At 63.4% G+C, this 26005-nt stretch carries 26 protein-coding genes; 23 read left to right on the top strand and 3 right to left on the bottom strand.

The annotated features are described in order from the left end of the window. The coding region (locus ACHWRX_RS16505) for a nuclear transport factor 2 family protein (protein WP_394660023.1) at positions 1-220 on the bottom strand (220 nt) is incomplete at its 3' end. Positions 221-730: 510 nt separating this feature from the next. On the opposite strand from ACHWRX_RS16505, the gene ACHWRX_RS16500 reads away from it, so the two are divergent. The 7 genes from ACHWRX_RS16500 (at position 731) to ACHWRX_RS16470 (ending at position 8012) form a co-directional block, all read left to right on the top strand. Beyond that, entirely contained in the window at positions 731-2158 is a 1428-nt protein-coding gene (locus ACHWRX_RS16500; RefSeq protein ID WP_394660022.1) for a ShlB/FhaC/HecB family hemolysin secretion/activation protein, read from the top strand. 54 nt (positions 2159-2212) lie between these two features. Continuing rightward, positions 2213-2788, top strand: coding sequence for a 2OG-Fe(II) oxygenase (locus ACHWRX_RS16495; protein WP_394660021.1), 576 nt, complete (start codon positions 2213-2215; stop codon positions 2786-2788). Beyond that, complete coding sequence (locus tag ACHWRX_RS16490; protein ID WP_394660020.1) at positions 2785-3315, top strand: prepilin peptidase; 531 nt, start codon at positions 2785-2787, stop codon at positions 3313-3315. The genes ACHWRX_RS16495 and ACHWRX_RS16490 overlap by 4 nt, the downstream gene beginning before the upstream one ends. Before the next feature lie 132 nt (positions 3316-3447). Continuing rightward, a complete protein-coding gene (locus tag ACHWRX_RS16485; RefSeq protein WP_394660019.1) occupies positions 3448-4443 on the top strand; it encodes a ParB/RepB/Spo0J family partition protein in 996 nt (331 codons plus the stop codon). 961 nt (positions 4444-5404) lie between these two features. Next, positions 5405-6451, top strand: coding sequence for a hypothetical protein (locus ACHWRX_RS16480; protein WP_394660018.1), 1047 nt, complete (start codon positions 5405-5407; stop codon positions 6449-6451). 315 nt (positions 6452-6766) lie between these two features. Beyond that, positions 6767-7150 (top strand): response regulator, encoded by a 384-nt coding sequence (locus tag ACHWRX_RS16475; protein ID WP_058737312.1) that lies wholly within the window; start codon positions 6767-6769, stop codon positions 7148-7150. 103 nt (positions 7151-7253) lie between these two features. Beyond that, on the top strand, positions 7254-8012 hold the full coding sequence (locus tag ACHWRX_RS16470) for a sensor histidine kinase (protein WP_394660017.1): 759 nt from the start codon (positions 7254-7256) through the stop codon (positions 8010-8012). On the opposite strand, the gene ACHWRX_RS16465 is transcribed toward ACHWRX_RS16470, so the two are convergent. Then, the gene (locus ACHWRX_RS16465) at positions 8009-9067 is read right to left on the bottom strand and encodes a hypothetical protein (protein ID WP_394660016.1); all 1059 of its coding nucleotides are present in this window, start codon (positions 9065-9067) and stop codon (positions 8009-8011) included. The genes ACHWRX_RS16470 and ACHWRX_RS16465 overlap by 4 nt on opposite strands. Before the next feature lie 645 nt (positions 9068-9712). On the opposite strand from ACHWRX_RS16465, the gene cpaB reads away from it, so the two are divergent. From cpaB to ACHWRX_RS16385, 16 genes are all read left to right on the top strand, one after another. After that, positions 9713-10690 carry a Flp pilus assembly protein CpaB gene (gene cpaB / locus ACHWRX_RS16460; protein WP_394660015.1) on the top strand — a complete coding sequence of 326 codons (978 nt, stop codon included), beginning with the start codon at positions 9713-9715 and terminating at the stop codon, positions 10688-10690. Next, positions 10687-11880 (top strand): type II and III secretion system protein family protein, encoded by a 1194-nt coding sequence (locus tag ACHWRX_RS16455; protein WP_394660014.1) that lies wholly within the window; start codon positions 10687-10689, stop codon positions 11878-11880. The genes cpaB and ACHWRX_RS16455 overlap by 4 nt, the downstream gene beginning before the upstream one ends. Position 11881: 1 nt before the next feature. Next, positions 11882-13048: a CpaE family protein gene (locus tag ACHWRX_RS16450; protein WP_394660013.1), complete on the top strand. Its 1167-nt coding sequence runs from the start codon at positions 11882-11884 to the stop codon at positions 13046-13048. Next, positions 13045-14403, top strand: a complete 1359-nt coding sequence (locus ACHWRX_RS16445) for a CpaF family protein (RefSeq protein ID WP_394660012.1) — start codon at positions 13045-13047, stop codon at positions 14401-14403. Before ACHWRX_RS16450 ends, ACHWRX_RS16445 begins: the two co-directional genes overlap by 4 nt. Further along, positions 14397-15305, top strand: coding sequence for a type II secretion system F family protein (locus ACHWRX_RS16440; protein ID WP_058737307.1), 909 nt, complete (start codon positions 14397-14399; stop codon positions 15303-15305). Before ACHWRX_RS16445 ends, ACHWRX_RS16440 begins: the two co-directional genes overlap by 7 nt. Beyond that, on the top strand, positions 15305-16201 hold the full coding sequence (locus ACHWRX_RS16435) for a type II secretion system F family protein (RefSeq protein WP_394660011.1): 897 nt from the start codon (positions 15305-15307) through the stop codon (positions 16199-16201). Before ACHWRX_RS16440 ends, ACHWRX_RS16435 begins: the two co-directional genes overlap by 1 nt. A gap of 2 nt (positions 16202-16203) precedes the next feature. Next, positions 16204-16899 carry a tetratricopeptide repeat protein gene (locus ACHWRX_RS16430; protein ID WP_394660010.1) on the top strand — a complete coding sequence of 232 codons (696 nt, stop codon included), beginning with the start codon at positions 16204-16206 and terminating at the stop codon, positions 16897-16899. Continuing rightward, positions 16896-18668 (top strand): TadG family pilus assembly protein, encoded by a 1773-nt coding sequence (locus ACHWRX_RS16425; RefSeq protein WP_394660009.1) that lies wholly within the window; start codon positions 16896-16898, stop codon positions 18666-18668. Before ACHWRX_RS16430 ends, ACHWRX_RS16425 begins: the two co-directional genes overlap by 4 nt. Before the next feature lie 149 nt (positions 18669-18817). Continuing rightward, positions 18818-18994, top strand: a complete 177-nt coding sequence (locus ACHWRX_RS16420; RefSeq protein WP_394660008.1) for a Flp family type IVb pilin — start codon at positions 18818-18820, stop codon at positions 18992-18994. Between the two features lie 68 nt (positions 18995-19062). After that, a complete protein-coding gene (locus tag ACHWRX_RS16415) occupies positions 19063-19236 on the top strand; it encodes a Flp family type IVb pilin (protein ID WP_394660007.1) in 174 nt (57 codons plus the stop codon). Beyond that, positions 19233-19685: a TadE/TadG family type IV pilus assembly protein gene (locus ACHWRX_RS16410; protein ID WP_394660006.1), complete on the top strand. Its 453-nt coding sequence runs from the start codon at positions 19233-19235 to the stop codon at positions 19683-19685. Before ACHWRX_RS16415 ends, ACHWRX_RS16410 begins: the two co-directional genes overlap by 4 nt. Before the next feature lie 25 nt (positions 19686-19710). Further along, positions 19711-20172: a hypothetical protein gene (locus ACHWRX_RS16405; RefSeq protein WP_394660005.1), complete on the top strand. Its 462-nt coding sequence runs from the start codon at positions 19711-19713 to the stop codon at positions 20170-20172. Between the two features lie 170 nt (positions 20173-20342). Next, positions 20343-21293: a response regulator gene (locus tag ACHWRX_RS16400; protein WP_394660004.1), complete on the top strand. Its 951-nt coding sequence runs from the start codon at positions 20343-20345 to the stop codon at positions 21291-21293. 431 nt (positions 21294-21724) lie between these two features. Further along, the gene (gene purT / locus ACHWRX_RS16395) at positions 21725-22894 is read left to right on the top strand and encodes a formate-dependent phosphoribosylglycinamide formyltransferase (RefSeq protein WP_394660003.1); all 1170 of its coding nucleotides are present in this window, start codon (positions 21725-21727) and stop codon (positions 22892-22894) included. 133 nt (positions 22895-23027) lie between these two features. Beyond that, positions 23028-24323 carry an ATP-binding protein gene (locus tag ACHWRX_RS16390; RefSeq protein ID WP_394660002.1) on the top strand — a complete coding sequence of 432 codons (1296 nt, stop codon included), beginning with the start codon at positions 23028-23030 and terminating at the stop codon, positions 24321-24323. A 107-nt stretch (positions 24324-24430) separates the two neighbouring features. Continuing rightward, on the top strand, positions 24431-24745 hold the full coding sequence (locus ACHWRX_RS16385; protein ID WP_288487674.1) for a hypothetical protein: 315 nt from the start codon (positions 24431-24433) through the stop codon (positions 24743-24745). An 87-nt stretch (positions 24746-24832) separates the two neighbouring features. Here ACHWRX_RS16385 and glnA read toward each other — a convergent pair. Continuing rightward, positions 24833-26005: type I glutamate--ammonia ligase (glnA, locus tag ACHWRX_RS16380; protein ID WP_394660001.1), on the bottom strand; the 1173-nt coding region annotated here is incomplete at its 5' end.

Below are 26005 nucleotides of genomic sequence, written 5' to 3'. Positions count from 1 at the left end.
CGATGAGTGATCCACGCAGCACGTTGGCATACCACTTCTTCAACGCCGCACGGCCGCTCTCGGTCTTCGAGACGCGGTAGTCCTCGGTGAAGAGATTCACGAGGGAATCGAAATCCCGCATATCGACGCACAGCGCATACTTGGCTGGGAGCTGTCGGATCTGGTCAAGGGACTCCAATCGATCGATGCGTTCGTAAAGGCGCTGCATTTCTTCTGACATTTCAAATCTCCCTAGGGTTGAGGGATATCCGCGCAACGTCTGAGAAGGCAACCGTACGCACTTAGCAATCACGGGCCGGATGGCGGAATGGCGATCGCCGAATACGCAAAAGCGCTTAGCGCCAGGTCGGCTGTTGTTCGACGTGATCAGGCGGCGCGCCTGCGTATGATAACTCTGGGCAGAGCAGGGATGTCAACGATGTCGGAGCGGGAGGTGCAAAGCGAAAGTGGATCATATCGCCGCCCGCTCCAGCAGCGCCCCATTGCATTATGGCATGCGCTTTGTGCGGCAATCGGCCTTTGTCTTTATTTGGTGGCCGGTGCCAGCGCCGCTTTTGGTCAGGCCGGTCCCACGCCGCAGGCCAATGCGGAGAACATCCCCACGATCGACCGAGATCGTCTGGATCGCCAGGAGCCACCGCTTCGTCGCACGCAACCGGTTGTGCCCGTTCCGCAACCGGCAGCATCTGTCGCGGCACCCGGGCCCAGTTCCGCCAGCGTGCTGCGTCGCGTGCGCTTTGAAGGCTCTACGCTGGACCCTCAAGCCTTGGCGACAGCGGCACGCACTTTTGCCGGTGCGCCGCTTACGCGCGAGACGCTGCAAAACCTCGCGAATGCGATCACCGCCGTCTATGCCAAGAGCGACATTGCGTTCTATGCGGTCAGCATCCCCGCGCAGACCATGGCGGGCGGCGTTGTAACGCTGCGAGTCGTGGAAGGCCGGATCGCCGGCTATACCCTTGCCAAGCAAACCCGCAGTACCCCAACCACGCTGATCCGTGCGCAACTGCAGCCCTTGCTGGCCGAGAAGCCAACGCATCGGTCAAGCCTGGAGCGCAGTTTGTCCTTGCTCCGCGATACGCCCGGTCAAACGGTGAAGGCCGATCTTCGCCGTAACGATCGCCCCGACGAGTTGGCCCTGGCTCTCGATGTCGAGCGCAAACAGGTGGAGTTCACTTTGAATGTGAACAACCGGGGCGTGGTCAATGTCACAACCGGTGTGCAGGCGCAGCTCGGCGTGGCATTGAACGGTCTACTTCGGGAAGGGGATAGCACTCGCCTGACGACCTCCATTCCATCTCAGCCATCGCGATATCAGTTTTACTCTGGCGGCCACACCACCCCGATCGGCTCATCGGGTACCACGTTGGGTTTCAGCGGTGCCTATGTTCGAACGCGTACGCGAGAGCCGGAAGTTCTGGGCGATGCCAAGCAGTTCGGCATCTCCGTTTCTCATCCAGTAATCAGGTCGTACAAGCGCAATTTGACGATGACGGCCTCTTTCGATGGCACGAATAGCGAGAACTACTTCCTCGACGCGGCGTTTGGCGGGTTTCGAACGCGAACCGCGCGATTGGGGGCGAACTGGTCGGTCCTGGGGCCGAAAGATGGCTATGCTGTCTCGATAAGTCTCAGCCAAGGGCTGGATGCCCTGGGTGCCCGACCGACATTGGGGTATTCAGAGGCGTCCTATCGCAAGGCAAACCTGCAGGCCGTAGGGGTCAAGCAACTTGCGAAAAAGGTAAGCGCCAAGCTGGGCGTCCGCGGCCAATTCAGCCAGGATTTGTTGCCCACGGCCGAACGCTTCGCACTTGGCGGCGAGGGAGCCGGACTTGCCTATCGCTACGGCGTGGTGACTGTGGACCAGGCGATTGCCGCTGATGCGGAGGTATCATGGCAAGTCCTAGGCAGCGCCACGGCGGGGCGGGGGTTGAGCCTGTTTTCGTTCGCAGATGCAGCAAAGGGGCGCAGCTATGCCCGGCCGGCATTTGGTTTGGGAGGCCAGTCGTTTAAAATTGCATCGGCGGGTGCCGGTGTTCGTTTCACGCCGATCAAAAGCTGGTCGGCCAGCGCTCAACTTGCCGTTCCACTGCGTGCGCCAGGTGAAGGCTTCTCTGAAAAGCCGCGCTTTTTCTTTAGCATAAGCCGCACTGTCTAACGTTTTGCGCATACGCAAAACCGGCGTGACTTTGCGTATGCGCAATTCCCTGAGATGAAAGGCATCGTCGTGAAGAATGTCTGGGAAGTATGGTCTTCCGCACTCTCCGATACGGAATGCGACACGCTCATCGAGCGCGCCCGCACCTATAGCGAGGAAGATGCGACAGTCGGCTTTTCGGATACATTGCGGAGTGATCTGGCCTATCGCACCTCCAGCATTCGTTGGCTGAGTCCGCATCAAGAGGGCGCGATTGTCGAGCGCATCATGCAACTTGTCAGCGCCTCAAACCGGAACAACTTCGGCGTCGATATTGCAGGACTGCATGAACTGCAGTTCACCGAATATCATGCGACTAACAGCGGACATTACGATTGGCACCATGACGTCTGGTTGGAGTCCGTCCGGCCTTACGCGCGTAAATTGTCGGTCGTCGTGCAGCTGTCGTCGCCAGCGGAATACCAGGGTGGGGCTTTCGAGTTCTTCGGCATAGAGAACCCGGCCGCGCAGTTCGCCCCGCGTGGAAGCGTTCTAATCTTCCCCTCATTCTTGCAGCATCGGGTCTTGCCGGTCACTAAGGGAACCCGCCGCAGCCTTGTTACCTGGGTTGAGGGGCCGAACTGGCGGTGATCAACGTCGACGACCTCTCTGCTGCTGGTGCAGTGTATCCCGGCCTCACGCTCGCGGCGGCGCTTGCCATGCTGCTGCTATGTGGGGCGATCGTCTATTCCGATTTCGCTCACAGGCGCATACCGAACGGATATTGTGCGGCGATTGCCGTGCTTTCGGTTCTCTGGTGGGTGGGACTGGGCGGTGTTTCCGGCCTAGTCGGCCTGGCTTATCAACTCGCCGTGCCCTTGCTGGCCGCAATCCCCCTACTGGCCTTGTTCGCGGCCCGCGTTCTGGCTGGTGGTGACGTCAAGTTGCTGCTGTCGCTACTGCTGTGGACCCCAGCCGCACTGGTACTGCCGATGCTGATCGTTATTATCCTGGGGGGTGGCGCGTTAGGACTTGTGCTCAAATTGCTGAAACGCCTGTTTTGCGCCGTCAACGCCGACACGGTGCCTTATGGCGTTCCGATCATCGCAGGTGCACTGCTTGTGCTGATACCGGAATTTCGAATGGCGATGAGCGCGCTTCAGGCCTCCTGGGCCTGACCTTGACCGGCCGGTACCACCGGATCGGCGCTGAGTGTTCCTGACAAACAATCGGTGCGAACGTAGTTTGCCGATACGCAATTCGCCTTTTCGATAAGTAATAACCACAGGCACTTTTTGTGGAAGGCGGGTATGGCAAACTTCGTCCGGGATATCCTCACGACCCTTTCCTACGAACCGGAACCGGCGGAAGCGCTGAAGGCCGAAGGGGAGGAACTGGTGCGGCTCGATCAGCGGCTTGCGGGCTTCAACCAGGGGGCGGCTCGGCGTGTCGCCTTGTCGATCCGCCCTTCCGATTGCTCGGTATGGGATGGCAATCCCCGTGACGTGCCGGGACTGTCGTATGAAAGTTGCCGATCGCTGATCGATTCGATCGCGCAGGAGGACGGCAATCGCATCCCCGTGCTGGTGCGCCGGTCTGCCCCTGGTGCCGATCAGCCCTACGAACTGCTGGTAGGCAGCCGTCGGCGGTTTTCAGTCAATTGGCTCAATCACAATGGCCGGCCTGAGGTCCGCCTGAACGCTCTCGTCGTCGAGATGTCGGATGAAGAGGCGTTTCGCCTTGCCGATATCGAAAACCGGGAGCGGGAGGATATCACCGAGCTTGACCGGGCGCGCAGCTATCGGCGCGCGGTGGATAGGTTTTATGGGGGTGTGCAATCGCGCATGGCGGAAGCGCTCAGTCTATCGAACAGCCAGCTCAGCCGCTTGCTGTCTATGGCGCTGATGCCCGATGACGTGGTGAATGCCTTTGCAACCAAGGCAGAGTTGCGCGTGCGCCATTCCGAAGTTCTGACGCCGCTGCTGCGGCGCCCGGAACAGCGATTGCAGGTTCTCGCCGCCGCAAGCCAGATCGCGGAAGAGCAACAGCGCCTGGCTGCTTCGGGTGAGCGCATGATTACGGCGGCGACGGTGCTGGCCCGCTTGCGCAACGCCACGCGCACCGAGCAACCCGCTGGTGCTGAAACTCCGATCGTGGTGGGCGGCGTCCAGGTGGGTAAGATCCGGCTGGCGAAAGATGGCATCGCTCTCGACGTTCAGGTCGCGGATGACCAGAACCTGGAAGAGATGCTCACGGAGCTGGGCCGCATCATCACCGAGACGCGCGCTTTGTCCGCTGCCGCGTAACCTCCCGTAGTTACAACTCGAAGGACTCACGAACGATTCGAAGAGCGGGGCGTCGCGGACCTGGCGAAGGGATCAAAAGCCCGCTGGCGCGAACGAATCCTTGAGAATTCACCGTCATTTCAGCTCGATTGCTGGCGCGCCATCTCCCTCATCATTACAAGCTTTGTCGGCCAGAGTTGCGCATCTTAAATGGTACCTTCCGGATCGGCTGTCACACCTTTCGCAGTTTTGCGCGGCGGCAGGCCGGAGTTGCGTAAGGCCGATCCGGGCGCTTCGTCCGGTTTTGGTCGATCGACCCTATCCCGACTTCTTCTGGCCGCGATCTTTCGCCGCCTCTGTGTCTAGCTCTCGGCATTGGGCATGAACATGGAGGATCTCGACTATGCTGCGTCGTCACGTGCAACCGCCAGCCAGGCATCTTTTGCTTTGCGCGACAGCCATTCCCTTGCTGATGCTGAGCGCCTGCGCCGATGGAGTGGGCTTTAGGGTTGGCGCTGGTGGCGGCGGAGCGCCTTCCGGTTCCGGTCCGAGTGGCGCAGGCCCCAGCGGCCCTTCGGGATCGGATGGTCCGAGCGGTCCATCCAGCCCTAGCGGCCCGACTGGACCCGGCGGTAGTGACGGCTCGGGAGGTCCCAGCGGTCCTGGTGGGCCTTCTGGTCCTAGTGGCCCCTCTGGCCCGGGTGGACCCACTGGCCCCACCGGCCCAGGCGGCACAGGACCGACCGGTCCTGGTGGACCTACCGGCCCAGGCGGTCCTACGGGTCCAGGCGGATCCACGGGGCCAGGAGGTCCAACCGGACCCGGCGGCCCGACCGGTCCAGGTGGTCCAACCGGTCCCGGAGGTCCCAGTGGCCCAACAGGACCGAGCGGCCCGACCGGCAGCTATACCGGCACCGTTGGCGGGATCACGGCAGGCGGTACGACGATCGTCGGGCCAAGTGGGCCGGGCACTCTGGTCGACGTGAACCTTGCGCCACCGACATCCACGACGGACCAGACCGGCTTTGCGGTCGACGTGCTGACAGGTGACGGCAAGGTGGTGCAGGTCGTCCTGCCGAACAAGACGCAGCAGACGCAGCAGGCTCTTGCCCCAGTCGGCTCCCTTGCTGGCGCACTGCTGGGCGATCACGCCGGGCAGACCGTGATGCAGGTGACGGACGGAGTGGCACCTGCCGTAGCGGGCGTGACGAGCACGGCGAATTCCGTGCTGGCCCCGGTGCTGAACACGGTGAACGGCGCTTTGGGTCCAGTCGCGGCCAGCGGCGGCGGCGTGCTCGCCCCGGTCACGGAGGCGGTCACCCAAGTCACCAGCGCAATCACCGGCTCGCTAGGTGGCGGCGCGGGCGGCGGGGGCACGGGCGCGACACCGACTTTCAACGGGCCTCTGGTCGGCGCGACGATCGGCAATAACCAGGTGACCGGGGCCAGCACGGCCGACACTGTGGCCGGAGTCAATCTGCTGTCACCCAATCCTGCGGCTGCGTCGACCGGCCAATTGGTAACGGCGGACGTGCTTTCAGGCGGCAAGGTGGCGGATGTCACACTGCCGACCACGGCGGCCGGCGTGCAGGCCGGGCTCGCTCCGGTAGGGACGCTGGCAGGGTCGCTGCTGGGCCCGCAAGCCGGATCTGCAGTAAACCAGGTGACGACAGCAGCTGCGCCGGTCGTCGCGCCGGTGACAGCTGCGGTGGATGCGCTTGTCTCGCCGATCCTCGACTCCGCCAATGCGGCTTTGGCACCCACGGTCGGCCAGGTTACCGGGTCGGTGACAGGGTCCGCCAAAGGCGCGGGTTCGGTGATCGGCCCCGTGACCAGTGTCGCCGGGTCGGTCGTGAACGGGCTTGGCGGACAAACCGGCGGAGCCGGTTCGCTGCTGGCCCCCGTCACCGGAGCGGTGGGCGCGGTCGTTGGTGGAGGGACCGGTGGTTCGGGCGGTATAAACCCCGGTTCGCCAGTCGCGCCGGTGACAGGCGTGTTGGGCGGTCTTCTGGGTGGCCTTCGCCGATAAGGGACAGCGTGCCCGGGTGCCTCAGACCCCATGACCGGGCACGATGGCCCCGCACTGGTAACAGGGCGGGGCAGAGGGGGCGGCCGTAGCAACCCGGCCGCCTCCTCTGGACAAGGCGACCAAAAAGGGCTGGCTTCGAGCGATCAAGGCCAGTCTTTTTCATGCGACAAAAAATTCCAGAACGGCGATCTAAAATAATTGACTTGGAGTGTTATTATCGCAAAATTCTCATTACCAGCTGAGGCAACAAGCTAAAAAACGCAGCCTCTTGGATCAAGTGATCCGGTCTGGAGGGAGAGACAGGATGTTCATGCGATGCATGATGCGAACGTATTGGTCGTTGATGATATCGGCGCGATCGTCGAAGAGCTGGTCACGCTGATGGCGCTTCATGGCATTCGCGCAGTGGGCGCGGCCGACCTTACCGAAGCGATCGATAAACTGGAAAACGGCCCGGAACTGCGGGTGATTTCTTGCGATGTTCGCCTTGATCGAGAGTGCGGGCTGGACATCATCGACAAGGTGGCGTCGCACCCTACGCTACACGCGCGCAAGTTCTCTTATCTGTTCGTAAGCGGGGATCAGACGCAGATCGAGAGTCTGGAAACGCAATCCGACATCGCTATTCTCAGCAAACCGGTACAGCCAGGGTTGCTGATCGATACGCTCAAGCGCGTGCTTTTAGCGACCAATGGGTAGCTCCAAGTACAACCCTAAGCGCCCTCAGCAGTTAGGCGTAACGACAATAAAATTTGTTATGGAGCCGCTTTCCGCGCGCCCATATCCATCGGGAGAGGCAGTCGTGGATCCGGCCAGCGTGATCGCTCCGGCAGTACCCGCCCCACCGCCTTCAGGTACCGGCGGGGATGACCCCCTGGCGATCCTGGCGCATGAGCTGCGGCAGCCCCTTTATACCATTGCCATGGCCACCGAAAACGCGCGGCTCTTGATGGAGCAGGGGGCCCCCGATCGTGAACGGGTGCGGGATGCTTTGGAACGCATCGCCGAGCAGGTCGACCGCACTCAGGCGCTGATCACCGCCACGCTGACATCCGCCAATCCGCGACAGCACGCCGTCGTCAGCACGGATCTGGTCGAGGCGGCGCGTAACGCGGTGACGCTGGCCAAGTTGCTGCCGATCGCGGCGCATGTCGATATCGCGTGGCAGCTACCGGAAGAAAGCATGTGCGTGGGCCTGACGATGCTGCAGTTGGAGCAAGTCTTCATCAACATCCTGCGCAACGGGATGGAAAGCATCGCGGACCGGCGCAAGCAGGGCTGGCAGGAGCGTGGGCTGATCCGCATCACCATCCAGCCGTCCGCGCGCGATGTGCGCTGCACCGTCATCGATAACGGCGTGGGGATCAGTTCGGCCGATACAAAGGACCTGTTTGAGCCCTATATCACCACCAAGGGGGCGAACGGCAACGGGCTGGGTTTGCACATCTGCCGCCTTATCCTCGGCAAGGCAGATGGCGGCATTCGCCTGTCGCCCGGGGAGGTCGAAGGCGCCAGAGTCGAGCTATGGATGCCGCGCGTGCCTCACGAGGCCGCGTCCTAGATATCGTCACGCCCCAGGCGAATGACGAAGCGCTCTGGCTGATTGCGGCGGCTGATGGATTGGAAGTCTCCATCAGCCTCTTGCGCGACCTGTTCGATCAGCCAAGTGGTGGCATAGTCCATCGAGCGACCTGAAACTGCGGCACCTTCCATATCCACGCAATGCACGCTGATTGTGATATGCGCGGGCGTCTGCGTGGCGTGCAACAGGACCCTGCCGCGTCTGCGCGTGCCATCGGGCGCGGTGAAGCTGGCGAAGGCGCAAAGCAGCGCAGCGACGGCGATCATCTCCAGGCAGCCATGGCGGGATGGCAGCAGGTAATCCAGGCCATTGCCGTGCAGTTCCACCGCCACGTCGTGATGGCGAACGTTGGACCGCGTGGCTGTTGTCGCCCTTTCCAGTGCGCTGCGGACGGTCAGGTCGGCGGGTTGGTCGCTACCGTCGCAGCCGAACCAGCGGAATACGCTGAGGATCGCGGCAGCGGTCTGGGTGTGTTCGGCGATGCGATCCGTGCGATCCACCAACTGGCGGCGGGTATCCTCGTCGATCGGAAGGTGTTCGGCGATGTAGCCCAGATTGCCGTTCGCCATCGAAATCACGTTCAGCGGCTGCGCCAGATCATGCAGCATGCCGCTGGTTATCCTGCCCAGCAGCAAGTCACGAGTCACGCCGACGAGGCCGTCATCGCCCCAGGCCAGTAACCGGGCATCCGCCATCGCCAGCTTACGCGATAATGCAGCGCCGATATAGAACCCGGAAAGCAGGGCTGCCACCGTCGCGATCACGCTGTTGGTTATCAGCATGGCGGAGATGCAGGCCGCCGTCAGGACGCCCAGGATATGCAGCGCCCACCGTGGAACCCGCAAGAGTCGCGCGCTGAGGTAGCGCGGTGCGAACGCCGCTCCGGTCGTGAGGGCAAGGATCAGAATATAGGAAGCGGTTGAAAGCGTGCGCGGTTCGATGAGCAAAAAGGCCAGCAAAGCCATCAGCAGGATGCGCAGCTGGAATTGTGCGGAGACGGCGAACAACGATCCGATCGAAAATACGGCGAACACGCCGGCTATTTCCGCGTCAGGAGTAAAGGCGCTTAAGGCGGCGGCGCAAAGAAGGGCCGGCCAAGGCTGAGGCCGTGTCCCATGCCTTGCGCCGTCCAAGTCAGACCAAAGCCAGGACGTGCCCATCTTTGCTCATCAACGTGGTGCCCCGGCGCATTTCACTCTTCCCACTTCGGCTTATCAACGGCCCGTTCCATAACCCGATACGAGCGCTAAGCCAGCCGAAATGATCGCCAGATGAATAAGTATATTTGCGGATAAGTCTTTCGGTGCCCGGCTATTCGCGGGCGAGCCAATTCCGGAACGCCGATAGCAAGCGAGGCACCGTTTCTGGAAGGGTTGAAAAGAACCGTATCGAGCATTTGGATCTTAACGCCACCCATCGCCTATTTTTGCGACCTTGTTAGGTATTTTGCGCAGCGGCAGGTTTCCTGCGCGAACAGCGCAAAGGCTCCCCGTTAACACTTGGCTAGAGCTGGATGGCGCAATGTGGCCGGTTTGGTTGCTTCTGCATGCCGGATTGCTCGAAATCCGATGTTACCTCCCAACTTGCAGTCCATTCCGGAGAGATCCGCAATTCGGTTGGTCTGTCGGATGCTTGGGCAGGCGGTCCGATTGTAGTGCGCAAATGTCGAGGGGAGTGACATGCGCCTTGGTGCGAGAGCCAAATTGACGATGGGAGTCGGTCTTTGTGCCGCTGCGGCGTTCGCAGTGCTTGGGGTGCGCGATTTGATGCGCTCCGACACTGAGGTCGACCCGGCGGCCGCGAGCGATACATCGCGGATGACGGCACCGGCGGCCACGATGGTCCTGGCCGCCACGGCGCGCGGCATAAGGACGGGAGAAACCATCACCGCAGACATGATCAGCAACGCCTCCGTCGCCCCCGGCTCGAACCCCGGCGTCGCCATTCCTTCAGAGGTGATCGGCAAAGTCGCCATTCGTGATATTCCGCCCAACACCCTGATCCCGCGCAGCCTGTTGGACGACGAGGCCAACCTTGCGATCCGCGTGCCGGTGGGCATGCGCGCGATCAGCATCGATACCACCGCGGAGATCGCGGTGGCCGGGCTGGTGCGGCCAGGCGATCGCGTGGACGTGCAAGTGGTCTATCCCGGAGAAGATGCGATCTCCGGCGCCCGGGGCAATGGCCGCAGCCGGGCGCGGACTTTGTTGCAGCTCGTGCCGGTGCTGGCCGTGGGAGATCTGGTAGTGGGCATGCCTGCGCCGCAAAATGCATCCGCCACGGTTGGCCAGACGAGCGGGCAAGCCGCGACACCGCCCCCGGCAATGGCCACGCAAGCGGCCCGCACCGTCACCTTGGCGCTGACACCGCCGCAGGTGGCCGAACTTTCGCTTGCCAAGAATGTGGGCTCCTTGACGCTTTCACTCCGCAACCCGGATGATCGGGATCAAGTGGAGATCGCGCAGATTTCTTCCTCGCCGATCCGCGCGGCGGCGCAGCCTCAGATCATGGCGCCAGCCCCGATGCCCATGCCGATGCAGATGGCGGTGCAGCAAGCCCCGCCGCGACCCGCGCGCCGCGCGCCGCAGCCGCACGCGATCGAACTGGTGATGGGTGGCAACAGCGAAGTCATCTATTCGGGGGGCGGGGCGCAATGAGGGCGCTGCTTGGAGCGTGTGCCCTCGTGGCCCTGACGGTCGCTTCCGCGTTCCCGGCGCTGGCCGCCGTGGCGGACCAGACATTGCTGGTGGATGATGCACGCACACTGAACTTCGCCACTGCGATCGGCCGGATCGAGGTGAGCGCGGAGAACGTGATCGATGTGACCGCGCCCACCGCGCGATCGTTGCGGATCACCGGCATCGGCGCGGGCGAGACCACCTTGAGCGTCTACAGCGCAGACGGTCGCATCTTGCGCCAGGCGCTGATCGCGGTGTCGCCGCGTGTCAGTTCCAGCAGTGGCGGCGTCGCCGGAGTTATGCGCCCGGGTGAGAAAGTCGTTGCGGTGGACGTGCAGTTCGCGGCGGTGAACTCCTCCACGCTGAAGGCACTGGGCTTCAATTTCAGCAAACTTTCCGGCGATATCCAGGGCGCCGTCGTCTCTCCCAGCAGCCTGACCGACTATGCGTTCGGCGGCGGCGGCCTTGCGCTTAAGACCAGCGCGCCGCTGTCTAGTGCGTTCAACCTGTTCCTTTCGGCTCGCAACCGGGGCATCGGCGCGGTGCTCAGCGCCTTGTCAAGCAATGGGCTGTCTCAGTTGCTGGCGCAGCCGACGTTGCTGGTACGGTCTGGAGATAGCGCAGAATTCAACGCCGGCGGCCGCTTCCCCATTCCAGTGCCGCAGTCCAGCGGGTTCGGATCGTCCACGATCACCATTCAGTACGAGAAATTCGGGATCAACCTCAAGGTCACGCCCTATGTCCTGGGCAACGATCACATCGTCATGCGGATCAGGCCCGAGGTCAGCGAGCTGGACTATGGCAGCGGTGTGCAACTGCAGGGATACACCGTCCCCGGCATACGCGAGCGGTTTGCCGATACCACCGTGGAGCTGGGCAGCGGCCAAAGCTTCGTGATCGCCGGGCTGAATTACATGAACAGCCAGGTCACCAAGGACAAGGTGCCCTTTCTGGGTGACATCCCGGTGCTGGGCGCATTCTTCAAGCGCCAGCAGAACCAGAAGGAACGCCAGGAGCTGATCATCGTCGCCACGCCGCGACTGGTGGAGCCCGGTGAAAAGCCGCCTTTGAGTGATCCGGCGGCGCTCGATCCCAGTGTGGCGCAAATGATCTCCGGCAAGGACGGTGTCGAGAAAGCCGTTGCGGACTTCGGTGTGGTGAGGCGCTGACATGGCACGCATCTATCTCCTCTCCGTCGATCGCACCTTGTGCAAGCGGATCGCGGAAGCGATGGGCGATCACATTCCGGTCGAGATGGTGCAATCGCTGGCCGATGCGGAACTTGTCGGGCCCGGCGTTGTCGTGCTCGATCATGCATCGATCCCGGCGGATCGGATGCTGTCCAGCGTATTGCGCGAGGTGGCGCAGGCGGCGCAGGGGCGTGCCATCGTGGTGGCAACCGAGGACTGGTATGCCGGCCCCGTGCTGCAGGCGATCCGCTCCGGCGCGTCCGACGTGCTGCCGCGCGGTGCCAGTGCCGGGGAAATCGCCAGCGTCCTCACCCGCGTGCTCAATTCCGCGCTCGCCACGCAAGGACGCTTGGCGCGGCTGACCTTGGTGCTGGGCACGGATGAGGAGGCGACCGCGCTGCTCGCCACCGATATCGCGCTGGCCCACGCCATGGCGCCGGCTCCCACGCTGCTGATCGATTGCACGCTGCCGTCCAGCACCGCCGAGGCCTATCTGGACCTCAAGGTGGATTATGGCATCGCGTCCGCCGTTGCCGATCTGGACCGGCTGGATGCCAGCCTGCTGGCGGACGCCCTGGCGCGGCACGAGTCCAGCGGCCTTGCCCTGCTGACGCTGGACGGCGGCACCGGCGGCGAGCCGGTCGGCGTTGGTCCCAACGACATTGTCGGCCTGGTGCAGATCCTGCGCGCCAGTTGCGCCCATATCGTGCTGTGCGCGGGGTCCTTGCGCAATGGCGGGCTGCTGCGGGAACTGGCATCCCAAGCGGGCGCGATAGAGATCGTCTGCGCCCAGTCCATCCGCGAGCTGGACGCCTGCCGCCGCTTGCTGGACCGGATCGCGCTGGACACTGCCAGTGCCGAGCGGCTGCGCCTGGTGGTGTGGGATCATGACGTGCGCGTCCTGCTGGATGGCCGGCGCATGGCAGATGTCCTGGGGATCGAACATGTGATCGGCGTCCCGGTGGACCGCGTCCGCCTGCGCAATGCCTTGAACGCTGGCCGCCCGATGATGATCGAGCGTGACGGCGGGGCCTATGCACACGCGGTGCGGCGCGCGATCGGCCGCGATGGCCCCTCTCGTGGCGCTGTTGCCAGCTTTGAAAAGGTGAAGCGCAAGATCATGCGCACGGTGGAGCGCAGCGCGTGAGCCTGCTCACCAGCGATGCCTCGCAGGCGACGGCGCTTTCCGCGCCCCGGCGGATGACGGTGTCGCAGCCGTCCGCCCAGCGGATGAGCGACAGCTACCAGTCGGTGAAGGCGCTGGCCTGCGCGCAAGTGATCGAACATCTCGAAGCGCAGGGGATGACCACCGAGCAACTGGAAGAGCGGGGCCTGCGCTACGAGATCGAGCAAGTCATCAACAGCCGCAGCCGCCGCGGCCAACTGGCGCTGAACAGCGCGGAACGCCTGCTGCTGATCGAAGACGTGATTGACGAGGTGATCGGCTTGGGCCCCCTGGCTCCCCTTTTGCGCGATCCTACGGTGGACGATATCATCGTCAACGGCGCCAACACCATCTACGCCGAGCGCAGTGGCATCCTGGAGCGGGTGGACACGCGTTTTCGCGATGATGCGCACCTGATGAACATCATCCAGCGCATCGTCGGCCCGATCGGCCGCCGCGTGGATGAGGCGACGCCGTTCGTCGATGCCCGACTGGCGGATGGCAGCCGCGTCAACATCGTCATCCCGCCGATCGCGCTGGATGGCCCGCTGGTCTCGATCCGCAAGTTCCGCCTGCAGAAGCTTAGCGTGGAGGACTACCTGACCGCCGGATCGATGAGCGCGACGATGGCGGCCTATCTTGCCAGCGCTGTGAAATCGCGTCTGAACGTGCTGATCTGCGGCGGCACCGGCTCTGGCAAGACGACGCTGCTGAACGTGCTGTCCGGCTTCATCAGCAACAAGGAACGCCTCGTCACCATCGAGGACGCCGCAGAGCTGCAACTGCGGCAGGATCACGTCGTCCGCCTGGAAACGCGGCCCCCCAATGTCGATGGCAGCCGCGAGGTCGGCCCGCGCGACTTGCTGCGCAACGCCCTGCGAATGCGGCCCGATCGCATCATCCTGGGCGAAGTGCGCGGGGTGGAGGCGGTAGAGATGCTGCAGGCGATGTCCACCGGGCACGACGGCTCGATGGCGACGCTGCATGGCAACAGCCCGCGCGATGCCTTGTCGCGATTGGAGATGTTGCTGGGCTTTGCCGGCCAGCAGAACGACGTACGCGCGGTGCGCCGCTTCGTCGCCAACTCGATCCACGTGATCGTCAATATCCAACGGTTGTCCAACGGGTCGCGCCGCGTGACGTCCGTCGCCGAAGTCACCGGCGTCGAGGGTGAGGCTTTCTCTCTCAACGAATTGTTCCGTTTCGAGGAGCAGGTGCCGGGATCGGGCGAGGGCGTGTTCAAGACGATGTCGCCGCGCCCGTACCACGCCGCCCGGCTGCGTGATTACGTCAGCCCGGTGCTGACCGCCGGTGAGGAAGGGGTGGGGGCATGGTAAAGGGAGCCGCCTATCTGCTGCTGGCCGCGCTGATCCTGGGCGGGTTGGTGGTTCACTGGTTCGGTGAGCGCGGGCGCGAACTGGCGATGATCGATCGCCGCCTGGGCGCCATCGGCCCGATCAACGTCCCCCCGCCAGCGACGCGCCCGCTCGTGGCGATCTCCGTGCCGGATCGGATGGCCCCGCTGCTGGCCCAGGCCCAGCTGGAGCTGACCAACACGACGCTGCGCATCATTGTGATGAGCGTGCTGCTGGCCGCCTGGATCCTGCTGCTGGTCGCCGGCCCGGAAGCGACGGTGCTGCTGCTGATCGGACTGCCGCTGGTCGCGCACTCATGGCTCAGCGGCAGGGCGCGCAAGCGGGTGGACGCCTTGTCGGAAGCGCTGCCGCTCTACTTGGATAACGTGCGCCAGTTGCAGGGGATCGGCAGTTCGCTGTCGCAGGCGCTGGAGCGGGCGCTGGCCGATGCGCCTGAGGCGCTGAAAAGCTATTTTGCCCCCACCGCCCGGAAGCTGGCGATGGGTGCGCCGGTGGGCGAGACGATGCAGCAGATGGCCGATCGGCTGCAGGTGCCCGAAGTCTCGATGCTGGCCGCAGCGATCCGCACCAACTTGCGCTATGGCGGTTCCATCTCCGGCGTATTCCACAACCTGGCGCATATCCTGCGCGAAAGGGTGCGCATCCGCCGCGAACTGGTGGCCGCCACGTCCGAGGCGAAAGTAAGCTCGCGCGTGCTGATCACCATGCCGCTGCTGGCGATGCTGCTGCTGGTATTCCTGAACCCCGCCTACCTTGAGTTCTTCACGTCCGACCATCGCGGCAAGACGTTGACGACCGCCGCCCTGGTGCTGGAAGGATCGGGCATCCTGGTGATCCGGCGCATGTTGCGGCTGCAGTTCTGATGACCGTGGGCGCTCTTCTACTTTTCACGCTGTGCGCGTGCAGCGTCGGCATCGCGATAGCCGGACTGCGGTGGCTGGAGATGGACACCGTTCTGCGCGAGCGGATCGAAGGCCAGGCCTTGGTGGGGGCAGGTGGAGGCGGACGCCGCCGCCGTCTGCGCCTGCCCCCGGTGTTGCTGGCGCGCGGCAAGGACCTGAGCGAGATCGAGAAGGGCCTGCGCCACGCAGGCTATTACACTCCGCGCGCGGTGGAGGTGTTCATCTGGCTGCGGCTGGCGGCGGCCATGTGCGCCGCATTGGCGACGCTGCTGGCCGTCCTGTCGATGGGATCGAGCCCGATGAAGGCGGGCTTTTCCGCGCTCGCATTGTTCGGGCTGACGTGGATCGCCGCGAAGTACGTGCTGATCATGAAGGCCACCGCACGGGAGCGGACGCTGACGATCGAGTTTCCCTTCCTGCTCGATCTGATGCTGATGATGCTGGAAAGCGGCGTCTCGCTCGACCAGGTCATCCGGGGCATCGCGCGCGATGAGCAAGCGACGGTGCCCAGCCATGCCCGCCTGATGGCGATGCTGGTGGAAGACCTGGATCGCGGACAGGATTATCAGGTGGCCTTCGAACGCTGGGCGGCGCGGGTCAATGTCAGCGGTGCCAAGGAACTGGCGGCGCTATTCCGGCAGTCGATGTTCCAGGGCATGGAACTGGTGCCCGCGCTGCGCGAGTTCATCCGCGAGTTCTCGCAGCGCCGGGTCATGCGGGCCAAGGAAGCGATCGGCAAGATCACCGTGCGCATGGTGATCCTGATGCTGATCTTCTTCATGCCGGCGCTGTTCATCGTGCTGGCAGGGCCGCCGGTAGCGGCGATCCTCGACACTCTCAACGGCGTGGGAGGATAGAGATGCGCGCACCTCTGGTCGCTGCTTTGGCCTTGCCGCTGGCGTTGCTCGCTTCGCAAGTCGCGGCGCGGCAGGAGAAACAGGCTTCTGAAACCTCTACGCGCACGCTCTATCTTGGGTTGATCGGGCAGGCGCGGGCGGACGGCAAGCCGCGGGCGGCACTGGCCTATCTAGATGACTTTGAACGCCAGCATCCCGATGATCGCGAGGCGCGCATCCTGCGAGTCAACTGCCTGCTGGACCTGAACCAGATCGACGGAGCGCGTCAGGCCCTGGAGCGCATCCCGGCAGACGATCGCAGCGCGGGTGCGTTGGCGGTGCGAGGGCACGTCTTCACCGCGCAAGGCCAGTGGGGCGATGCCGCCCAGGCCTACGCAGCGGCTCAGGCGGCGAGCCCGGCGGACCCCTTCATCGCCAATGCGCACGGCTATGCGCAACTGCGGGCAGGTGCAGGCGTGCAAGCGGTGGAGACGCTGCGCCGGGCGCTGGACCTCGTCCCCGATGGCGCGCCGGCCAATGCGGTGGTGCGCAACAACCTGGCGCTGGCACTGACGGCGACAGGCCGCTCAGCCGAAGCCGCCGCCTTGCTCTCCCGCATCCGGGACACGACCCAGCGATCGCGCGTGCAGCAGGAACTGGGTCGTGAGGCGCTCAGGATCGCGCAAGCGGGGGGCGGCATCGTGCCGATGGCGCAATGAGCCGAGTGTGCGCCACGCTCCAACGTCTGGGCCGGGACGATCGCGGTGTCGTCGGCCCGGCGGTGGCGGTGCTCGCGATCTCCTTGCTGGCGGCAGCCGGAGTCTCGATGGACCTCGGGCTATACTACATGGACAGTCGGGACTTGCGCTCGGCGACGGAGGCGGCTGCGCTTTCGGCGGCGTTGAACCCGGCGCAGGCGCAGCAGCGCGCCACCGATTATCTGGTGAGAAACGGCTACCCGCCTTCAGTGCTTAAATCTACGCAGGTCGGCTACTACTGTGCGAACGTCGACGCCCGATATTCGGCGGGCGCGCGCTTCGTGGCTGCGGCCAATCTGGCGGATTGCCCCGGCAGCACCGTCCAGAACGCGGTTCGGCTGACGACGGGAAAGAGCAGCCGTCGGTTCATGACCGGTATTCTGGGAGAAGCCAGTCCGATCCCGGAACTGGCCGCCACCGCCAGCGCCGCACGCATCGATGAGGCGGGCATCGCGGTCACTTCCGGCCATCTCACCGTCACCAACACATTGCTCAATTCGGTGAACAACCTGTTGGGCGCGCTGATCGGCATAAAGCTGCGCCTCTCCACCGCCGAGATCGAGGCGCTGATGGGTGGCAATGTCGATGCCGGGAAATTCTTCGACGCGCTGGCCAGTCGCACCGGCCAAAGCGGCACCTATGATCAGCTGACCAGGGGGACTTACGGCATCGGCGATATCGCCAACGCAGCTGCGACGGCCGCTGGAGATGCCGCGACCGCTGCCGCCTTGCGCAGCTTCGCAACGGCCACCGGCAATGGCTATCAAGTGCCGCTGGCCGGGATGTTCGGGCTGGGCGTTTGGAAGAACATGCCGGTGGGCGGGGCCGACGGCCAGCCTTCGCTGCGGGCCGGGCTCAACGCCTACCAGTTGATCACTTATGCCGCGCAGGCCGGGCCGGGCGTGGTCGATGCGTCGGACCTTGTAAACCTGCTGGTGCCGACCAGTCCCGGCAGCAGTGTGCGCGTCGTGGCCGTCGCCAACAATCCCTCGGCCCGCGCCCGCTTCGCTTTCGGCCCGGCGGGGGAGACCGGGGCGGGAACCTCGATGATCCGCCTGCAACTGGATGTCAGCCCGGCGGGCGTGGCGACCTTGCCGATGATCGTCGACGTGGCCGCCGCCAGCGCCACGGTGACCGGCATCGATTGCGCCAACCAGGTCGAGCAGAACAGCCAGACCCGCGTCACCATGACCGCGAATTCCGGCCTGGTGAACATCTACCTCGGGCGGCTGAACAAGGCGGACGGCATGTCGAAGCTGACGCCGACGCTGACCAAGAACGATTTCGATTTCACCCCGCTGGTCGATCTACGCCCGGTGTTGTGGATCAACGCCAAAGCGGTGGTGAAACCCGCCGTTGGTGAGAGCGCGCGCACCGCCGTGTTCGGGCCGGGCGGTGCCGGAACGATCGGCAGTCCGCAAGCGCCCGGTCGCCCGGTGATCGTAGGCAATACCTCTCAGGTGGGCAATACGCTGGGGACCCTCGGCAGCTTTCTGGGTGGCCGCAACGGTGGCCTGCAAGTGTGCGCGATCCTGACCGGCTGCGTGATCGACACCTCGGACAGCGCGCTTCTGAGTTCGGTCGGCAATGTCGTGAACGCGCTAGGCGGGGTCCTCAACAACAGTGCGGATCCCTTGTTGGACAATGTCCTGGCGGCACTGGGAGTCGAATTGGGTCATGCCAGTGTATGGATAAATGGTTCCCGATGTGGAGTTCCAGTATTGATTTGAATACACCTATTTATACTACGGTATATAATATATTTTAACTAGTATTGTTTATTTAAAATAAATGAAAGAGCGAGTCTCTTCGGGTCGAAACCTCGCCTGAAATATCCTCCATTGGCGTGGTATCTTAGTTTGGAGGAAGGAGAATTATCATGACCGATGCGTTCTACAAACTGTTCGCCCGTCTCGCCACCGATGATCGTGGCCTGACCGCTGTTGAATACGCAGTCCTCGGAGCGATCGTCGTCGCTGCGATCGGTGTTGTCGGAACCCAGTTCCAGACCGGTCTTGGCGCTGCTTTCGGGAAGCTGTTCACCGGCGGCAAGTGAGCTCGAAGCGCTGGCGGTCCTCAGTGGCCGCCCTTTTTTTACGTTGCGCACATCAAGGGGAAGCGATGATGCCTCGTTCTATCCTTAGCCTAATCCGCCGATTGCGGGACGACGAAGGCGGCCTAACCGCAGTTGAGTACGCCGTGCTTGGTGCGATCGTCGTGGCGGCGATCGTCGTGGTGGGTGCATCGTTCCAGAGCGGTCTCGGCACCGCCTTTGGCAAGATCTTCACCGGCGCGTGACCGGGCGGTCGGCATCGCGCGCGTTGCCGCATCACCTGCGCCGCTTCCGGCGCGAGCGTCGGGGGCTGGCCGCGCTGGAGTTTGCACTTCTGGCTCCGGCCTTGCTGATGCTGGCCTTCGGAGTGATCGTCTATTCCATTTACTTCACCGCGGTCCTGGGGGTGCGGCAGGCCGCGGCCGAGGGTGCGCGTGCGGCGATGGCGGGCTTGTCCACCGTTGAACGGGCGGGGCTCGCGCAGACCCGCGCTTTGCAAGTTCTGAGCGGCTACGACGATCTGCTGGGTGGCAGCACGCCACAAGTGACCGCCTTGCCGGACGGGACCGGCGTGTTCCGCGTGACGGTCAGTTATGACATGAGTTCCAGCCCGATCATGCGTTACGGGAACTTCGTGCCACTGCCGACCAGCGATGTGCGCGCCAGCGTCATGGTGACGAACGGGGGATATTGAGATGGGGGCAGGGGGATACTTTGCCTTGGCCGGCTTGATCGTGTTGCTGCTGCCGGTGGTGATCCTGCCATGGGAGGGGCGGCGTACGCCCAGTCTGTTCCTGGCATCGCTGGGAGCGTGCGGATTGCTTGTGCAGTTCCTGGGCGGTGGCCTCGGCGCGCTGATGGGCGGTGCGGCGACGGCGCTCGCGGTGCTGGTGCTGCTGGGTCTGGTGACGACGCTGTTGCGCGAACGGATGCGGCTGCGCATCCTGACGGGCGGGCAAATCAAGCTGATGGCGGCCGGGGCGGCCTGGTTAGGGCCGATTAATGTGATTTATATGTTAATTTTAGTAGTGTTGATGACTTTTACGGTTGCTGCGGCCGGGCGAGTCCGCCAAACTCATTGCCATCCGCAGTCGGCAGTCATCATCGCTACAGCGATCGTGCTTGCTGCCACTCAGCAATATGCGTGGTCGCTCTATCCGGTTCCCATAGCAGTTGCGTAAAGTTGAGTCAGATGGGGATCATGACTTCGAATTGGCGAAACAAGCTCGGCTCTTTCTTGAATGCACCGGCACCAGCATCTCGAACGGACTCAGGTCATTCCGATAGCGCTCGAGAAAATGGCATATCGGGCGATGTATCTTTCGACCCAATAGATGAAACTTCATCCATTTTGGCGAAGCCTCTCCCGCTGCCTTCGGAAAAGTCGCACGTCGCTTCCGAGCCGGGTGAGCCGGTACTGATCGTTGACGACGATCGCGACTGGTGCCTGGAATGCGCTTTCGCGATGGAGCGGCTGGGTTATGAGGCGCTGATCGCCAACGGCACCGAAGATGCGATGGCGATTTTTATTCAGAACGACGTTTCCGTCGCCATCGTCGATTACAATTTGCCCGAGCGGGACGGCCTTTCGCTGATCCAGTCCCTGACGCAGACGGCAGAGCAGCAAGGCCGGCACTTAAGCTTCATCATGGCGACGGGTTATGCCACCAAGGATGTGGCGATCGGCGCGATGCGGGCGTCAGTGTCCGACTTTCTGGAAAAGCCGATCACCCAGGACCAGTTGCGCCAGGCCCTGCAGCGGATCAAGGGGCAGCGCCCTTCCGCTCCCGCGCGCGACATGCTGCTGGACAAGATCACCGGCCTTGGTGCCGAGCTGCAGAGGTTGGCCCAGCTGATTGACACGCCGGGCAGCGCCCCGACGCCCCAAGTCGCCCCCCAATCCACGCCGCCCCCAGCACCCTCCGAAGCGGCAGAACCGATCGAAAGCGATCCGGCGCGGCTGAACCAATACATTCGTGAGCAGCTTCGGCGCGAGGCCAAGCGGCGTGAAATCGGTGGTGGCGAATTGTTCGGCGATCCGACCTGGGCAATGCTGCTCGATCTCCTGCTGGCCAAGATCGAAGGGCGGCGCATTTCCGTTTCCAGCGCCTGCATTGCTTCGGGCGCGCCGATGAGCACCGCGCTGCGCCTGGTACGCCGGCTCGTGGGGGAGGAAGTCCTTTGTCGCATCGCTGATGAACATGATCGCCGTCGCCATTTCCTGATTATCAATCCGAAATTCGAGCAGCCGTTGATGGACTATATAAACGATCAACTGCGCCAGCCCGGTCGGCGCGGCTGACCGTTCCGGCGATTGTCGGCAGTTCCGCTTCCAGCAGACTCAACAAACTATCCAGTGTGGTCGCCTGATGGCGCATGGGGTGAAAGCCCCGTGGAAGAAACGCGAAACTGCCCAGTTGTTTGACGATGCGGCCCATCGGCCTGCCTTCAACGCTTACGATCAGGGCGTGCGCCGCTGCTTCGAATGAAAAGACGGGATGGTCGGGAGGCGGAGTCACGGCTTTCTCGTGGGACTGACGTTGCATCCTGAATTTGCGCGGCGGCCATTCTGAAGACAATGACAAGCGGAACCAGAGCGGTTCTTTGAAAAGGGAATTAGCGTCATCCGATCTCCGGTGAGGATTACGAAAGCGACGACCGTGAGTGATACGCCCGTGGACAATCGCGGCGGTTCGGGCCACTCAGAGCGCGATTGAAGACAAGGCGGATATGATGACGTTCACGGCGAAGATCCTACTTCTGGGCTCGGGCGAACTGGGGCGCGAATTTGCGATTTCGGCCAAGCGCCTCGGCTGCGAAGTGATCGCGTGCGACAGCTACGATGGGGCGCCGGCCATGCAGGTCGCCGATGCGCGCGAGGTGTTCTCGATGCTGGATGGCGACAAGTTGCGCGAGGCCGTGGAGCGGCACCGCCCTGACTTCGTGGTGCCTGAAGTGGAAGCGATCCGCACCGAAGTGTTGGCGGAGCTGGAAGGTGAGGGCGTGACGGTGGTTCCTTCCGCCCGCGCCACCGTGATGACAATGAACCGGGATGGCATCCGCGAAGTCGCCGCCGTGGAACTGGGCCTGCGTACTTCGCGCTACCGCTACGCCGAGACCTTGGAGGATGTGCGTGCCGGGGCCGAGCATACGGGGCTGCCATGCGTGATCAAACCGGTCATGTCGTCCTCGGGCAAGGGGCAGAGTACCGTCCACAGCGCCGATGAATTGGAGACCGCCTGGAATTACGCCGTCGCCAATATGCGTGGCGATCGCGCGCGCGTGATCGTCGAGGAGTTCATCGCATTCGATTACGAGATCACGCTGTTGACGGTTCGCACGCGTGAAGGCGTGGTGTTCTGCCCGCCGATCGGGCACCGGCAGGAACGCGGTGATTACCAGGAAAGCTGGCAGCCTGCCGCGATGTCGGACACGGCGATCGCTGCCGCGCAGGACATGGCCCGCAAGGTGGTGGACGATCTGGGCGGATACGGCCTGTTTGGTGTCGAATTCTTCGTGAAGGGTGACGATATCATCTTCTCCGAACTGTCGCCACGCCCGCACGATACCGGCATGGTGACGCTGATCTCGCAAGGGCTGACCGAGTTCGACCTGCATCTGCGCGCCATTCTGGGCCTGCCGATCCCGAACGTGCCTTTCCACGGTCCCTCCGCCTCTGCGGTGATCCTGGCAGACCGCAATTCAGACAGCCTGCGGTATGCCGGTCTTGCCGAGGCGCTGGCGACGCCCGGCGCCGAGGTGGACCTGCGGATTTTCGCCAAGCCCACCTCGCGGCCCTATCGTCGCATGGGCGTGGCTCTGGCGCGCGCGGATAGCACCGACACCGCCCGCGCCGTCGCGGCCCAAGCCGCATCGCGTGTTCGGATCGACCACGGCGATTGACACCGCCGCGCATGGGATAGCGCGATGACAAACTGTTGCGGCGTTGCGATTTTTTTTGACCTTCGCAGCCGCGCGGTGTGAGCCTTTCCCCAGGCTCGCGCGGCAGGGCGCGGGTGATGGAGAGGCATTCGTAATGGCAGGCATGAAATCCCTGCGCCTGTCTGCCTATGCCGCCGTTCTGGTGGTGGCGATCGGCCTTGTGCAGGCGATCGCCAGCGTCTCTTTCTACCGCTCGATCGATGCGCACACCTTGCGGGAGGATCACGCACGGCGCGTGGCGGAACTGCTGGTGGTGAGCGAACGGGTGTTCCGGTCGCAGCCGGACGCCACGGCGCAAGTGATGACATCCAGCCATTTGCAAGTCGCGGTGGCGACGCGGCCCTCGGTATCCCGACAAGCCGCCAGTGACGAGTTGACGGATCTCGATGCCCAGATCCTGCGGTGGGAGCCGTCGCTCGCGGACAAGGCGATCCACCTTGCGATCGTGCGCACGCAGGCCGATCGGCGGGATTTTATCGGGTCGATGCAATTGGCCGATGGGCGCTGGCTGAACTTCCAATCGCAGGATATCTCATCGATGTGGCCGATCGCGCTGCGGGCCACATGGATGACGGTGGTGACCGCAGCGGTGTGCCTGGCCCTTGCCTTAGTGGCGTTGCGCGTACTGACGCTGCCGCTGCGGCGGATGACCCAGGCGACGCGGATGATCGGCAGTGGCCAGCGCGTGGCGATCCGCGAAACCGGCCCCACGGACTTGCGCAATCTGGCGCATTCCATGAACGAGATGCAGGATCGCATCGCGCACCTGGTGGAGGATCAGGCCCGTTCGTTCGAGGCGATCGGGCACGATCTGCGCACGCCGCTGGCGCGCCAGAAGGTTGCGGCCGAACTCGTCGAGGATGCGGAGCTTGGGGATTTACTGCTGGGTAGCGTGGCGGAGATGGAGGCGCTGCTGGATTCGCTGCAGTCTTTCCTGCGCGCCCAGCACTTGCGTTCCGATCCCGCGCGCGTGGATTTGGTGGAATTGCTGCAAGCATTGACGACGCCGATGGGCGATTGTGCGCGGCTGGATTGTCCGCATGAGGCTGTGGTTCGAACCTATCGTGAGCCGGTGCAACTGGCCTTGGCGGCGCTGGTGGAGAATGCTTGTCGCTATGGGCAGCAGGCCTATATCACGGTTCAGAACAAGGTTGGCGTGTGGACGGTGATCATCGCGGACGATGGGCCCGGAATACCCGATCACCACTTCAAGGACGTTCTCGAGCCCTTCTTCCGGCTCGACGAAGCCCGCGGACGGACGACCAAGGGCTTTGGCCTTGGTATTCCCACGGCACACCGGCTGCTGGCGCGGTTTGGTGGCGGACTTTCGTTCAGCCGCGGTGAGAATGGTGGCCTGATCGTTACCGTGAGGCTGCCGGTCGCGGGTTGAACGGCCTGTCTCTGCTGACGCTCGTTTGGCGGCACAACGTAACACGTTCATCCCTGAAACAGGAATGCTACGACACATTGGCACATCGACTTTGGAGATGTGTTATCATGAAAATCAAGACGATAGTGGCCGCTGGCCTGCTGGCGATCCTGGGCACTTCGGCCACCGCAGAGGCACATGACTGGCGGCGCGACCGCGATCATCACGGCCGGTATGACCGGCGTGATTGGCGCGGGGATCACCGCGATTGGCGAGGGAGCCATCGGGATTGGCGAGGCGATCGGCGCGATTGGCGCGGAAATCGCGATTACTGGCGGGGCGATCGGCGCTGGGGGTACAACGATGGCCGCCGCTGGGATCGTCGCGGCAACCGCTGCTGGACCGAATGGCGGCACCATCGCCAGATCCGCGTGTGTCGCTAAGGCTGCAATAGCGCGCGGTTAGCGCGTGAAACGAGTAGGGCGCCCGGATCACTCCGGACGCCCCCTCGGCGAACGTCTCGGCTCTGATTAGAGCGAGTAGTACATGTCGAATTCGACGGCCGAAGGCGTGGTTTCCCAACGCAGCACTTCGGGCCATTTCAATTCGAGGTAGGCTTCGATCTGATCGACGGTGAAGACGCCGCCTTCCAGCAGGAACGCGTGGTCGGCCTGGAGCGATTCCAGCGCTTCACGCAGCGAGCCGCAGACGGTCGGCACTTCGGCCAGCTCGGCCGGGGGTAGATCGTACAGGTTCTTGTCCATGGCTTCGCCCGGGTGGATCTTGTTCTTGATCCCGTCCAGACCGGCCATCAGCAACGAAGCATAGCACAGGTAAGGGTTTGCCATCGCGTCGGGGAAACGGAATTCCACGCGCTTTGCCTTGGTGCCCGAGCCGTAGGGGATGCGGCACGATGCCGAGCGGTTGCGGGCCGAGTAGGCCAGCAGCACCGGCGCTTCGTAGCCCGGCACCAGACGCTTGTAGCTGTTGGTGGTCGGGTTGGTGAAGGCGTTCAGCGCCTTGGCATGCTTGATGACGCCGCCGATGAAGTACAGGCAGGTCTCCGAGAGCCCTGCATAGCCGTTGCCGGCGAACAGCGGGGTCTTGCCTTCCCAGATCGAGAAGTGGGTGTGCATGCCCGAGCCGTTATCTTCCTTGATCGGCTTCGGCATGAAGGTCGCGGTCTTGCCATAGGCCTGCGCGACCTGATGCACGACATACTTGTAGATCTGCATGCGGTCGGCGGTCTGGGTCAGCGTGCCGAAGGTCATGCCCAGTTCGTGCTGCGCGGCGGCGACTTCGTGGTGGTGCTTGTCGCAGGGCAGGCCCATTTCGAGCATGGTCGAGACCATCTCGCCGCGGATATCGACGGCCGAGTCGACCGGCGCGACGGGGAAATAACCGCCCTTGGCGCGCGGACGGTGGCCGAGATTGCCACCCTCATATTCGCGACCGGTGTTGGTCGGCAGCTCGATATCGTCGATCTTGAAGTAGGACGACGCATAGTTCGTGTCGAACTGGACGTTGTCGAACATGAAGAATTCGGCTTCCGGGCCGACATAGACGGTGTCGCCGATGCCGGTGGTCTTCACGAACGCCTCGGCGCGCTTGGCGGTCGAGCGCGGATCGCGGGCATAGAGCTCGCCGGTCGACGGCTCGACGATGTCGCAGAACACGATCAGCATCGGGGTGGCCGAGAAGGG

Source organism: uncultured Novosphingobium sp., from assembly GCF_964277725.1.
Classification (GTDB): domain Bacteria; phylum Pseudomonadota; class Alphaproteobacteria; order Sphingomonadales; family Sphingomonadaceae; genus Novosphingobium; species Novosphingobium fluoreni.
The sequence above is the reverse complement of the archived record's forward strand: the minus strand, read 5'-3'. Positions and strand labels throughout refer to the sequence as shown.

Excerpts from the sequence above, each read along its gene's own strand:
- ACHWRX_RS16450 (WP_394660013.1), top strand. The coding sequence starts at position 11,882 with ATGGCACGCATCTATCTCCTCTCCGTCGATCGCACCTTGTGCAAGCGG.
- ACHWRX_RS16495 (WP_394660021.1), top strand. The coding sequence starts at position 2,213 with ATGAAAGGCATCGTCGTGAAGAATGTCTGGGAAGTATGGTCTTCCGCA.
- ACHWRX_RS16425 (WP_394660009.1), top strand. The coding sequence starts at position 16,896 with ATGAGCCGAGTGTGCGCCACGCTCCAACGTCTGGGCCGGGACGATCGC.
- ACHWRX_RS16415 (WP_394660007.1), top strand. The coding sequence starts at position 19,063 with ATGCCTCGTTCTATCCTTAGCCTAATCCGCCGATTGCGGGACGACGAA.
- ACHWRX_RS16390 (WP_394660002.1), top strand. The coding sequence starts at position 23,028 with ATGGCAGGCATGAAATCCCTGCGCCTGTCTGCCTATGCCGCCGTTCTG.
- ACHWRX_RS16430 (WP_394660010.1), top strand. The coding sequence starts at position 16,204 with ATGCGCGCACCTCTGGTCGCTGCTTTGGCCTTGCCGCTGGCGTTGCTC.
- purT (WP_394660003.1), top strand. The coding sequence starts at position 21,725 with ATGACGTTCACGGCGAAGATCCTACTTCTGGGCTCGGGCGAACTGGGG.
- ACHWRX_RS16455 (WP_394660014.1), top strand. The coding sequence starts at position 10,687 with ATGAGGGCGCTGCTTGGAGCGTGTGCCCTCGTGGCCCTGACGGTCGCT.
- cpaB (WP_394660015.1), top strand. The coding sequence starts at position 9,713 with ATGCGCCTTGGTGCGAGAGCCAAATTGACGATGGGAGTCGGTCTTTGT.
- ACHWRX_RS16435 (WP_394660011.1), top strand. The coding sequence starts at position 15,305 with ATGACCGTGGGCGCTCTTCTACTTTTCACGCTGTGCGCGTGCAGCGTC.
- ACHWRX_RS16385 (WP_288487674.1), top strand. The coding sequence starts at position 24,431 with ATGAAAATCAAGACGATAGTGGCCGCTGGCCTGCTGGCGATCCTGGGC.
- ACHWRX_RS16420 (WP_394660008.1), top strand. The coding sequence starts at position 18,818 with ATGACCGATGCGTTCTACAAACTGTTCGCCCGTCTCGCCACCGATGAT.
- ACHWRX_RS16485 (WP_394660019.1), top strand. The coding sequence starts at position 3,448 with ATGGCAAACTTCGTCCGGGATATCCTCACGACCCTTTCCTACGAACCG.
- ACHWRX_RS16475 (WP_058737312.1), top strand. The coding sequence starts at position 6,767 with ATGCATGATGCGAACGTATTGGTCGTTGATGATATCGGCGCGATCGTC.
- ACHWRX_RS16440 (WP_058737307.1), top strand. The coding sequence starts at position 14,397 with ATGGTAAAGGGAGCCGCCTATCTGCTGCTGGCCGCGCTGATCCTGGGC.